This is a genomic window from Streptomyces sp. XY431 (assembly GCF_001279805.1).
Lineage (GTDB): Bacteria > Actinomycetota > Actinomycetes > Streptomycetales > Streptomycetaceae > Kitasatospora > Kitasatospora purpeofusca.
The window spans coordinates 1-12,087 of the sequence record NZ_LGDO01000122.1 but is presented as its reverse complement, the minus strand read 5'-3'; the positions used below and the strand labels follow the sequence as shown (position 1 = coordinate 12,087).

The 12,087-nt window shown below is 71.9% G+C and carries 11 protein-coding genes and 1 rRNA gene; all 12 read left to right on the top strand.

The features are described 5' to 3' along the window. Positions 1-97, top strand: a 5S ribosomal RNA gene (gene rrf, locus ADK60_RS15720); the annotation flags it as partial. 96 nt (positions 98-193) lie between these two features. After that, on the top strand, positions 194-814 hold the full coding sequence (clsA, locus tag ADK60_RS15715) for a cardiolipin synthase ClsA (protein WP_045943299.1): 621 nt from the start codon (positions 194-196) through the stop codon (positions 812-814). A gap of 124 nt (positions 815-938) precedes the next feature. Continuing rightward, entirely contained in the window at positions 939-3,434 is a 2,496-nt protein-coding gene (locus ADK60_RS15710) for a mannose-1-phosphate guanyltransferase (protein ID WP_045943300.1), read from the top strand. Positions 3,435-3,575: 141 nt separating this feature from the next. After that, on the top strand, positions 3,576-4,730 hold the full coding sequence (locus tag ADK60_RS15705; RefSeq protein WP_079008402.1) for a DUF881 domain-containing protein: 1,155 nt from the start codon (positions 3,576-3,578) through the stop codon (positions 4,728-4,730). Continuing rightward, positions 4,727-5,059, top strand: coding sequence for a small basic family protein (locus ADK60_RS15700; RefSeq protein WP_030062488.1), 333 nt, complete (start codon positions 4,727-4,729; stop codon positions 5,057-5,059). Before ADK60_RS15705 ends, ADK60_RS15700 begins: the two co-directional genes overlap by 4 nt. A gap of 418 nt (positions 5,060-5,477) precedes the next feature. Then, the gene (locus ADK60_RS15695; RefSeq protein ID WP_053646597.1) at positions 5,478-6,332 is read left to right on the top strand and encodes a DUF881 domain-containing protein; all 855 of its coding nucleotides are present in this window, start codon (positions 5,478-5,480) and stop codon (positions 6,330-6,332) included. A 451-nt stretch (positions 6,333-6,783) separates the two neighbouring features. Continuing rightward, positions 6,784-7,326 (top strand): double zinc ribbon and FHA domain-containing protein, encoded by a 543-nt coding sequence (locus ADK60_RS48410; RefSeq protein ID WP_030303564.1) that lies wholly within the window; start codon positions 6,784-6,786, stop codon positions 7,324-7,326. A gap of 179 nt (positions 7,327-7,505) precedes the next feature. Next, positions 7,506-8,198 carry a transcriptional regulator FtsR gene (ftsR, locus tag ADK60_RS15685; RefSeq protein ID WP_199839674.1) on the top strand — a complete coding sequence of 231 codons (693 nt, stop codon included), beginning with the start codon at positions 7,506-7,508 and terminating at the stop codon, positions 8,196-8,198. A 123-nt stretch (positions 8,199-8,321) separates the two neighbouring features. Next, positions 8,322-8,798 (top strand): bifunctional nuclease family protein, encoded by a 477-nt coding sequence (locus ADK60_RS15680; RefSeq protein ID WP_030303568.1) that lies wholly within the window; start codon positions 8,322-8,324, stop codon positions 8,796-8,798. Between the two features lie 285 nt (positions 8,799-9,083). Then, positions 9,084-9,746, top strand: a complete 663-nt coding sequence (locus ADK60_RS15675) for a MerR family transcriptional regulator (RefSeq protein WP_079008400.1) — start codon at positions 9,084-9,086, stop codon at positions 9,744-9,746. A 141-nt stretch (positions 9,747-9,887) separates the two neighbouring features. Continuing rightward, on the top strand, positions 9,888-10,631 hold the full coding sequence (locus ADK60_RS15670; RefSeq protein WP_045943305.1) for a SanA/YdcF family protein: 744 nt from the start codon (positions 9,888-9,890) through the stop codon (positions 10,629-10,631). Positions 10,632-10,685: 54 nt separating this feature from the next. Beyond that, positions 10,686-12,087: DNA polymerase IV (locus ADK60_RS15665; RefSeq protein WP_063783158.1), on the top strand; the 1,402-nt coding region annotated here is incomplete at its 3' end.

The following is a 12,087-nucleotide window of genomic DNA, read 5'->3' as shown; positions in this document are numbered from 1 at the left end:
GGAAACGCCCGGTTACATTCCGAACCCGGAAGCTAAGCCTCACAGCGCCGATGGTACTGCAGGGGGGACCCTGTGGGAGAGTAGGACGCCGCCGAACAAATTTTCTGGAAGAGCCCCCGCCGGTAATCGGTCGGGGGCTTTTCTGTTGTAAGGTCGACGTGAAAAGTTGCCATACGTGACAGGAGGCCCCCGGGTGGAGGTCCAGGAGACGCGGGTCCAGACCGATCGCGTCCTCACCATCCCCAACCTGCTGAGCATGGGCCGGCTGGTCGGTGTTCCGCTGTTCCTCTGGCTGATCCTCTGGCCGGTGTTCGACGGTCCGAACAACGACGGGTGGGCGTTGCTGATCCTGATGCTCAGTGGCATCAGTGATTACCTGGACGGGAAACTCGCGCGCAGGTGGGGGCAGATCAGCCGGGTGGGGCAGCTGCTCGACCCGCTGGCGGACCGGCTCTATGTGCTTTCCACCCTGGTCGGCCTGACCTGGCGTGAGATCCTTCCGTGGTGGCTGACGGCGATCCTGCTGGCACGCGAGGTCTTTATCGCGGCGCTGCTGCCGATTCTCAACCGGCATGGCTACGGGCCGTTGCAGGTGAGTTTCCTGGGGAAGGCCGCGACATTCAATCTGATGTACGCGTTTCCGCTTCTGCTGCTCGGGGCCGGGGACAGCTGGATCGCCCGGCCGGCCGAGATCGTGAGCTGGGCGTTCATCTGGTGGGGTGCCACGCTGTACTGGTGGGCCGCCATTCTTTACGCGGTCCAGGTGCGACAGATCGTCCGCGGTGGCTCGGCCTCCTCGCCGTCCACGGTCTGAGACGTGATCTGAGAGAAGTCCCACCTCGCCACGGTGCGTCGGACGATATCTTCCGGGTAGACCTCCTCTGGAACGGTTTGATGGACCTGAACGGTCCACCACCGCGAAGGAGGACGCACCCGTAATGAAAGCCGTTGTTATGGCAGGGGGCGAAGGCACTCGACTTCGCCCGATGACCTCCAGCATGCCGAAGCCCCTGCTCCCGGTCGCCAATATGCCGATCATGGAGCACGTGCTTCGACTGCTGAAGCGGCACGGTCTCTCCGACACCGTCGTGACCGTCCAGTTCCTGGCCTCACTGGTGAAGAACTACTTCGGTGACGGCGAAGAGCTGGGCATGCATCTCACCTATGCGAACGAGGAGACCCCACTCGGCACTGCGGGGAGTGTCAAGAACGCCGAGGACGCCCTCAAGGACGACTCCTTTCTGGTGATCTCCGGTGACGCTTTGACGGACTTCAACCTCTCGGAATTGATCGAGTTCCACCGAAGCAAGAACGCATTGGTCACCGTCTGTCTCACCAGGGTGCCGAACCCCCTGGAGTTCGGTATCACGATCACCGACGAGGAGGGCCGGGTCGAGCGCTTCCTGGAGAAGCCGACCTGGGGGCAGGTCTTCTCGGACACGGTGAACACCGGTATCTACGTGATGGAGCCCGAGGTCTTCGACTACGTCGCGGCCGGCGAGTCGGTGGACTGGTCGAGCGACGTGTTCCCGCAGTTGCTCAAGGAGGGCAAGCGGGTCTACGGCTACGTGGCCGAGGGCTACTGGGAGGACGTGGGCACCCACGAGAGCTACGGCAAGGCCCAGGCGGACGTCCTGGACGGCAAGGTCGAGGTCGAGCTCGACGGTTTCGAGATCTCGCCGGGCGTCTGGGTGGCCGAGGGGGCCGAGGTGGACCCGGAGGCGATTCTCCGCGGACCGCTGTACATCGGCGACTACGCCAAGGTCGAGGCGGGCGTCGAGATCCGCGAGCACACCGTGCTCGGCAGCAACGTCGTGGTCAAACGCGGAGCCTTCCTGCACAAGGCGGTCGTGCACGACAACGTCTACATCGGGCCGCAGAGCAATCTGCGGGGCTGCGTCATCGGCAAGAACACCGATGTGATGCGGGCCGCGCGGATCGAGGACGGCGCGGTGATCGGGGACGAGTGCCTGGTCGGCGAGGAGTCGATCATCGGGGCCAATGTCCGGGTCTACCCGTTCAAGACCATCGAGGCCGGTGCGGTCGTCAACACCTCGGTGATCTGGGAGTCCCGGGGGCAGGAGCACCTGTTCGGGGTGCGCGGCGTCTCCGGCATCCTCAACGTCGAGATCACCCCGGAGCTGGCCGTCCGGCTGGCCGGGGCGTACGCGACGACCTTGAAGAAGGGTGCGACCGTCACCATCGCGCGTGACCACTCGCGTGGCGCGCGGGCACTCAAACGGGCGATGATCTCGGCGTTGCAGACCAGCGCGATCGACGTCCGCGACCTGGAGAACGTGCCGATGCCGGTGGCGCGTCAGCACACCGCGCGGGGCAGTGCCGGCGGGATCTTCCTGCGCACCACCCCGGGGGTGCCGGACTCGCTGGACATCCTGTTCTTCGACGAGCGCGGCGCCGATCTGTCCCAGGCCGGGCAGCGCAAACTCGACCGGGTCTACGCACGCCAGGAGTACCGGCGCGCGTTCCCGGGGGAGATCGGTGACCTGACCTTCCCGTCGAGCGTCTTCGACGGCTACGCGGGCAACCTGCTGCGGGCCGTGGACACCACGGGCGTGCGGGAGGCCGGTCTGAAGGTGGTCGTCGACACCGCGCACGGCAGCGCGGGGCTCGTCCTGCCGAGCATCCTCGGCCGGCTCGGGGTGGAGGCGCTGACCGTCTCCAGCGGGTTGGACGAGGCACGGCCGACCGAGGACGCCGAGGAGCGGCGGGCCGGGCTGGCCCGGCTCGGCGAGCTCGTCGCGTCCTCGCGCGCCGCCTTCGGAGTGCGGTTCGACCCGGTGGGCGAGCGGGTGGCCTTCGTGGACGAGCTCGGCCGGGTGATCGACGACGACCGGGCGCTGCTGGTCCTGCTGGACCTGGTCGCGGCCGAGCGGCGCAGCGGGCAGGTCGCGCTCCCGGTGACCACGACCCGGATCGCCGAGCAGGTCGCGGCGTACCACGGCACGCAGGTCATCTGGACCACGACGACGCCGGACGACCTGGCCAAGGCGGCCGCCGCGGAGGGCACGGTGTTCGGCGGCGACGGCCGCGGCGGATTCGTGGTGCCGGAGTTCAGCGGGGTGCTGGACGGGGCGGCGGCCTTCGTACGGCTGGTCGGCCTGGTGGCCAGGACCCAGCTCACCCTGAGCCAGATCGACGCGCGGATCCCGCAGGCGCACATCCGCCGCAGGGACATCGCGACGCCGTGGGCGGCGAAGGGCATGGTGATGCGCTCGGTGGTCGAGGCGGCCGGCAGTCGGCTGCTGGACACCACGGACGGTGTGCGCGTGGTCGAGGCGGACGGGCGGTGGACGCTGGTGCTGCCCGATCCGGCCGAGGCGGTCACCCATCTGTGGGCGGAGGGGCCGGACGACGCGGCGACCGAGGCCCTGCTCGACGAGTGGGCGGCGGTGGTCGACAGCGCCGGGCGCTGAGCCCGAGGCGGGGCGGAGCGGCAACTGCCGCTCCGCCCCGCTGTCCGTTTCGGGCGTTTGGTCGCGTTCTGCCATATTTGGAATACTTGCAGGTCAGGGGGCGTGCGCAGGGCCCTCGCGCGACATGGGACGATGGTCGGCATGTCAGCGACGCCGGGGCAGGGTGCCAGCAGTGGACGGTACAACCGTCCGGATGCCTCGATGTCCCTGCTGACCAATGTGATGGACCACAGCCTCGACGAGGGGTACGCCGAGGCGGCCGCGGCCCGGGGCGGGGACGGTCCGTACCGGATACCGGGGACGGTGCGCGGGCTGATCAGCCTGGGCGCCGGGCTGGCGCTGGTCGGCGCGGTCATCACGGTCGGGGCGGTGAACGCGCACAAGGCGGAGCCGACGCTGGCCAAGGAACGCGATGCCCTGATCCACCGGATCAACGACGCCAACGGCTCGGCGGACCACCTGCAGCAGCAGGTCCAGGACCTGCGCCGGAAGGTCGACAGCACCCAGCGGCAGGCGCTCGCCCCGGGCGAGGGCGACCCGGCCGCGCTGGCCGGTGCGGTCGGCCTCGCCGAGGTCACCGGCCCTGGGGTGAAGCTGGTGCTGGAGGACGCGGCGGGGACGGGCGCCGGCGGGAACGTCGACCCGCGTGCCGGGCAGGGCTTCTCCAACAGCGGGCGGCTGCGCGACCGGGACCTCCAGCTGGTGGTGAACGGACTCTGGGCCTCGGGTGCGGAGGCGGTCTCCATCAACGGGCAGCGGCTCACCGCACTCTCGGCGATCCGCGCGGCCGGCGAGGCCGTCCTGGTGGACAACCGGCCGCTGGTGCCGCCGTACACCGTGCAGGCGCTGGGGGACGGACCTCGGCTGCTGGCCGCCTTCGAAAGTGCCATGGCCGGTCAGTACCTGCGGCTGCTGCAGGAGAAGTACGGCATCAAGTCGACCCTGTCGGCCCAGAAGAGTCTGACGCTGCCCGCGGCGGTCGGTGTGAGCCTGCGGACCGCCCAGCCCGCGGTGCCCGAGGCCTCGCCGACCGGCGCTCCGACGGGTGGTGCGAGCGGCTCGCCGTCCGGTGGCGCGTCGCCGTCGCCGTCCGCCCCGGCCTCCTCCGGTCCGTCCGCCGGGGCCTCGCCCTCGGCGAAGCCGAGCGGGTCGACCCCCGCCAAGCGCTCACCGAGTACGCCGGCCAGAACCACCACCTCGCCGCCCCCGGCGTCCTCCCCGCCCGCCAAGGGCTCCCGCCCGTCCACCACGACCACCGGGTCGTCCTCCGCAGCGACTGGAGCAGCTACACCGTGATTGCCGTACTGGGTCTCGTGATCGGCGTCGTCGTCGGACTCTTCGTCCAGCCCGAGGTGCCCGACGCCGTGGTGCCCTATCTGCCGATCGCGGTGGTGGCGGCGCTGGACGCGGTGTTCGGCGGCGTCCGGGCGATGCTGGACGGCATCTTCAACGACAAGGTGTTCATCGTGTCGTTCCTGTCCAATGTGGTGGTGGCGGCGCTGATCGTCTTCCTCGGCGACCAGCTGGGGGTCGGCTCGCAGCTGTCCACCGGTGTGGTCGTCGTCCTCGGCATCCGCATCTTCTCCAACGCGGCCGCGATCAGGCGCCATGTCTTCCGTGCCTGAGCCGGGCCGCGGACGCGCGGTGGCGGAGGAGGAAGTGGACGGATCGGTGGGAGAAGTCGTGCGGGACGAGAAGCAAGGGGAAAGGTCCTCGGACGGGACGGTGACCGCCGGGGCCGAGGACGGGGCGGTCGAGCGGACCCCCGTGGCCGAGGTCGAGCCGGAGCCGGAGCGCGTTCACGAGCGCGTCCAGGAGCCCGAGCGGGTGCCCGGGCCCGTGACCCGGCCGGTCCCCGGGGCCGTGGTCGGGCATGCCCCCGAGGCGACGCCCGCGCCCGCGCGTGCGCCGGCGGCGGCCGCGGGGACGCCCGGCCCGGGGCCGGCGGCTCCGGCGGCACGGCCCGAGCCGAAGCCCGAGCCGAAGCCCGAGCCTGAGCCTGAGTCGAAGCCCCTGCCGGTGCCCGCGCCGGAGCTTCTGCCGGTGCCCGCGCCCAAGTCCGCGCCGGAGCCCGAGGACGAGCCCGAGGTCGAGGACGAGCCCGGGCTCGAGGACGAGCCGGAGGAGGTCGAGCCCGCGCCGATGTCGGTGTCCGCGCGGGCCGTGGACCACCACTCCGGGCGCCGACGGCTCAAGGCGGCGCTGTGGCCGCCGAGGATGTCGCGCGGTCAGCTGGTGGTGGCCGTGCTGCTGTTCGCGCTCGGTCTGGGGCTCGCGATCCAGGTCCGCTCGACCAACGACCACCACAGCCAGCTGCGCGGCGCGCGCCAGGAGGACCTGGTTCGCATCCTCGACGAACTGGACAGCCGTCAGCAGCGTCTCCAGCAGGAGAAGGCGGAGTTGGAGCAGTCCCTGGCCAAGTTGGAGAACAGCTCCAACCAGGCCAAGGAAGCCCAGGAGCAGACCAGGAAGAAGGTGACGGAACTCGGCGTGCTCGCCGGGACCGTCAAGGCCACAGGTCCGGGCATCGTACTGACGGTCGATGATCCCCAAGGGCAGGTGAAGGCAGATATGCTGCTGGACACCCTGCAGGAACTACGAGCGGCGGGGGCGGAGGCGATTCAGATCAACGATGTGCGCGTGGTGGTCAACACCTACTTCACGGACGTGTCCGGCGGCGGTGTGCAGATCGACGGCAAGAAGGTCTCGGCTCCGTACCGCTTCACCGTCGTGGGGAACCCGCAGGACCTCACCCCCGCGCTGAACATCCCGGGGGGTGTCGTCCGTACTCTGGAGAGCCACCAGGCGCGTGCGACGATCTCCCAGCAGCAGAAGGTGGTCGTCGACGCACTCGTCGATTTGAAGACGCCGCAGTACGCCAAGCCGGCTCCGAAGTGACCAGCACACTCGGAGTGCCACTCCCGCCGGCCCGATCCACGACCGGGCCCGCAGCCTGTCCGAGGTTCTCACCCTGCCCCACGGGCGGGTCTGTCACACGCAAGGGGATTCGCCCGTGAGTTTCTTCTCGAAGTTGTTCGGTCGTCACAAGGGCCGCGACGCGGCCGCCGCGGAGGCGCCGACCGCGCTGCACCGCCGGGACGACGAGCCCGGTGTGCCGGGCATGCGCTCCGCGCCGGAGGGCGCCGAGTACGCCGAGCGCCCCATGTTCCGGGACGGTGCCGGCGCCCACTACGCGGGGAATCAGGCGGGCTACGGCGCGTCGGTTGACCCCTCCGGCGCGCCGCGCATAGGTTTCCCGTCAGCACCCTCAACCTCTGGTGGAGGGTTTGCTCCGGACCCGTACGCCGGGCACAACCCGTCGGGTGTGCCGCGCCAGGAGGCTGTGAACATGGCTGGCCCCACTCCGTGCCCCAGGTGCGGCAACCAGAACCCGGCCTCGGCCCGGTTCTGTTCCAACTGCGGTACGGCGCTGCGGGGTGGGCTGCTGCCCGAGGGGTCGGCCGAGACCACCTCGACCATCTCGATCTCCGGCCTGGAGTCGTACGACCCCAACACCACGACCGGGACCGGCACGCCGGCGCTCTCGGCCGAGGTGCTGGCGGCGATCGACGCGCTGCCGCCGGGCTCGGCCCTGCTGATCGTCCAGCGCGGCCCGAACTCCGGCAGCCGCTTCCTGCTGGACTCGGACAAGACCACGGCCGGCCGCCACCCGCAGGGCGACATCTTCCTCGACGACGTCACGGTCTCCCGCAAGCACGTGGAGTTCCGCCGGACGCCGGGCGGCGGCTTCACCGTCGCGGACGTCGGCAGCCTCAACGGCACCTACGTCAACCGGGAGCGGATCGACGAGGTCGCCCTGAACAACGGTGACGAGGTGCAGATCGGGAAGTACCGGCTGGTCTTCTTCGCCAGCCACAACCGGGGGTACTGAAACCAACGTCGGCAGGAGCCCGAGTGAGTACGAACACCCCTTCCTCTCCTCTCGGGGCGGCCACCCCCGCGTCGTCCGGTCCCAGGCCGGACCAGGGCGCGCGGGGCGTGGTCGCGGCCCCCAGGCAGCCGGCCCGTCCGGACCGGCCCGCCGGGCGGCGGCGCGGCGGCGACGAGCTGCTGAGCATCGGCGCGGTGCTGGCCTTCCTGCGTGACGACTTCCCCGAGGTCACCATCTCCAAGATCCGCTTCCTGGAGGCGGAGGGGCTGGTCGAGCCGCAGCGCACGCCCTCGGGGTACCGCAAGTTCAGCCCGGCCGACGTCGAGCGGCTGGCCTACGTGCTGCGGATGCAGCGCGACCACTACCTGCCGCTGCGGGTGATCCGCGAGCACCTGGACGCGATCGAGCGCGGCGAGGCCCCGCCCGCGCTGCCCGCCGCGGACACCCGGCCGGGCCCGCTGGAGGAGGCCGACCGCGAGCTGACCGCCGCGGCCGAGGCCGCCTCCGGAGTGCGGCTGGGCCGGGCCGAACTGCTGGCGGCCGCCGAGGCCGGCGAGACCGCGCTGGCCGAGTGGGAGGCATACGGGCTGGTCGCCCCGGGGCCGGACGGCGGGTACGACGGCGAGGCGCTGCAGGTCGCCAGGCTGGTCGCGGAGCTCGGCCGGTACGGGCTGGAGCCCCGGCACCTGCGGGCCATGAAGGCCGCCGCGGACCGGGAGATCGCGCTGGTCGAGCAGGTCGTGGCGCCGCTGCGGCGGCACCGGAACCCCCAGACCAGGGCGCACGCCGAGGCCACGGCCCGGGAGCTGGCGACCCTCTCCGTACGGCTGCACGCGGCCATGGTGCAGGCGGGTCTGCGGGCCCGTCCCTAGGGCGCCCGGCCCCGGGCCGCGCGGGCCGTTCCGGGACCGCGTCCGCCGCCCTCGGCGGGGCCCTGACCAGCGCCGTCGGCGCTGCGCTTTCATATCCGGGTCGGGAGCCATAGGGTTGCGTGTGTGAATGAGCTCGACGTCGTGGGTGTCCGGGTGGAGATGCCTTCCAACCAGCCGATCGTGCTGCTCCGCGAGGTCGGGGGCGATCGGTACCTTCCCATCTGGATCGGCCCGGGCGAGGCGACCGCGATCGCCTTCGCCCAGCAGGGCATGACGCCGGTGCGGCCGCTGACGCACGACCTCTTCAAGGACGTCCTGGAGGCCCTCGGCCAGCAGCTCACCGAGGTCCGGATCACCGACCTGCGCGAGGGCGTCTTCTACGCCGAGCTGGTCTTCGCCGGCGGGGTCGAGGTGAGCGCCCGGCCGTCCGACGCGATAGCGCTGGCGCTGCGCACCGGGACGCCGATCTACGGGAGCGAGGAGGTGCTCGCCGAGGCGGGCATCGCGATCCCGGACGAGCAGGAGGACGAGGTCGAGAAGTTCCGCGAGTTCCTGGACCAGGTCTCGCCGGAGGACTTCGGCGGCAGCGGCCCGCAGTAGTCCCGCGGCCGCCGGTGGCGGCCCTGGGGCAGCTCGGTGGCGGTAGTCCGCGCGGTGCCCGCGCCCGGGATTCGGGCTCGCGGGGCGATGGTCGTTTTGCCAAAAAACGCGCACCTACCCACACTGGGGGCACGAAAAACCACCCGCCTGAGTGATGTGGTCTGTTCGGCCCGGCGTGGCGATCGTTGACGGGCCATAGGGGACTGCCTACCGTCAGGAGGGGCTGCCCGGGTGTCCGACGCCCGCGGCCCGGTTTGCCCGCAGCACGAGTGGACGGAGGTAGGCATGACCGGCACTGGCGACGAAGTGGCCACGGGAGGCCTGTGCACCGTGCACCTGCCGCGCACCGCCCGCACCGTGACCGAACTGCCCCGGACTGAACTGCCGAGGGTGGGCCGGTTCCCGGCCGTGCAGCCCGGCCAGCCGGCGATCGAGCGGTTCTCGCCGACCTCCGAGCTGATCGGCTACCGCGGGCCGACCGCCTGCACGGCGGCCGGCATCACCTACCGGCAGCTGGACTACTGGGCCCGCACCGGGCTGCTGGAGCCGAGCGTGCGCTCGGTGTACCCCGCGAGCAGCCAGCGGCTCTACAGCTTCCGTGACATCCTGCTGCTGAGGATCGTCAAGCGGCTGCTGGACGCCGGGGTCTCGCTGCAGAACATCCGGGTGGCGGTCGCCCATCTGCAGGCCGCGGCCGAGGTCGCGGACCTGGCCGGGACGACCCTGATGTGCGACGGCGCGACGGTGTACGAGTGCACGACGCCCCAGCAGGTGGTCGACCTGATGAAGGGCGGCCAGGGAGTGTTCGGCATCGCGGTCGGCGCGGTCTGGCGGGAGCTGGAGCTGACCCTGGCCCGGCTGCACGCCGAGCGGACCGACACCGGTGAGACGGTGGTCGGCCACGATCCGGCGGACGAGCTGGCGCAGCGGCGCAACCGCGCGGTGTAGGAACTCTCCCGCGCGACGCGGGGACTTCGGAACGATGCCGTGGGCCCGGACGGGGAACCGTCCGGGCCCACGGCATCGTCGTGCCCGGTGACCCGAGACGAGGGAGGGCACGTGCGGTTCGGTTCCGGCATCCCCGGGCTGGTGGCGCGCAGGGCGGTGGGGTTCGGCCGGCGGCTGCGCCGGCGGCCGGCCCAGCGACGGCTGTTCCAGCTGGTGACGCTCGGCTGCTCGCTGGCGCTCGCGCCGAGCGCCTGGCTCTGGCTCTCGGCCGGCGACCGGGTGGGGACGGTGGCGAGCGCGCCCTCGGCGCCGGTGGCGGTGGTGTTCGGTGCCGGGCTGTTCGACGGGAAGCCCTCGCCGTACCTGGCGCACCGTCTGGACGCGGCGGTGGAGCTGTACGAGCGGCAGAAGGTCCGGGCGATCCTGGTGACCGGAGACAACGGCCGGACCAGCTACGACGAGACCGACGCGATGCGCCGGTACCTGGTCGAGCACGGGGTGCCGGAGGTGCGGGTGGTCGGCGACTACGCGGGCTTCGACACCTGGGACTCCTGCACCCGGGCGCACCGGATCTTCGGGGTGGACCGGGCGGTGCTGGTGAGTCAGGACTTCCACGTCCGCCGGGCGCTGGCGCTCTGCGAGGCGGCGGGGATCGAGTCGTACGCGGTGGGTGTGCCGGAGGTGAAGGACCTCACCTGGCTGTACGGCGGCTTCCGGGAGGTCCCGGGGGCCGGGAAGGCGCTGCTGAACGCCTGGCTTCGGCCGGACCCGCTGTTCCTCGGGCCGCGCGAGCCGGGCATACCGAGGGCGCTGGCGGACGCGGGCACGGTCGGCGAGGGCGGCGACCCGGTCGGCGGCGAGCTGGGCGGCGCAGGGGTGGGCTGACCCCCGGCGGCCGGGTTCGGACACGTTGTCGGACCCGTGCGGGATGATCGGCGGGTGCGGTCACTGCCGAGCATCATCCACCTCGACATGGACGCCTTCTTCGCGGCGGTGGAGCAGGCGGCCAAGCCGAGCCTGCGCGGCAAGCCGGTGATCGTCGGGGGGCTCGGCGGGCGCGGGGTGGTGTCGACCGCGTCCTACGAGGCGCGGAAGTTCGGGGTCCACTCGGCCATGCCGATGGCGCAGGCGCGCCGGCTCTGTCCGAACGCGGCCTTCCTGGCCGGCCGTTTCGAGGCGTACCGGCGGGCGAGCGGGCTGGTGATGGGGCTGCTGCGGGAGCTGTCGCCGCTGGTGCAGCCGCTCAGCCTGGACGAGGCCTTCGTCGACCTGGAGGCCGGTCCTTACGGGCCCGTGCTCGCCGAGGCGGAGCACGGGACGGGGGAGCGGCTGCTGCTGGCGCTGGCCGAGGACCTGCGCGCGGACATCGTGGAGCGGACCGGGCTGACCGCCTCGGTCGGGGTGGCCGGGTCGAAGCTGATGGCCAAGATCGCCTCCGAGCAGGCCAAGCCGGACGGTCTGGTGCTGATCGAGCCGGGGCAGGAACGCGCGGTCCTCGGGCCGATGCCGGTGCGGGCGCTGCCCGGGATCGGCCCGGCCACCGAGCAGGTGCTGCGACGGGCGGGGCTGAACACGGTGGCCGAGCTCGCGGAGGCGGGCGAGGCGGAGCTGGTGCAGCTGCTGGGGAAGGCGCACGGTGTCGGCGTCCATGCCATGTCCATAGGGCTGGACGACCGGCCGGTGGTGGCGGACCAGGACGCCAAGTCGGTGTCGGTGGAGGACACCTTCGAGGTCGACCTGGCCGACCGGGACCGGGTGCTGCGCGAGGTGGAGGCGCTGGCGCTGCGCTGTGTGCGGCGGCTGCGCGGGGCCGGGCGCTCGGGGCGGACGGTGGTGCTGAAGGTGCGGCGGTTCGACTTCTCGACGCTGACCCGTTCGGAGACATTGCGGGGGCCGACGGACGACGAGGCGGTGGTCGTGGAGACGGCGCGCCGGCTGGCCTCGCAGGTGGACATCACGGGCGGGGTGCGGCTGCTGGGCGTCGGGGTGGCGCAGTTGGCCGACTACACCCAGGAGGACCTCTTCGCGCAGGCCGTCCGGGAGGAGGCGGCGGCCGAGGCCGGGGCCGGGGCGGTAGCGGAGGAGGAGCCGGAGCCGGCCGAGGAGCAGGCGGCGCCGGTGCGCCGCTGGCTGCCCGGGCAGGACGTGCGGCATGCCGAGCACGGGCCGGGGTGGGTGCAGGGCAGCGGGGTGGGGCGGGTGACGGTCCGGTTCGAGACGCCCTGGAGCGGGCCGGGCCGGGTGCGGACCTTCCGGATCGACGATCCGGCGCTGGAGCCGGCCCGGCCGCTGCCGCTGCGCCAGGAGTGGCCCGGGGTCGGGGACGGGGACGGCGACGAAG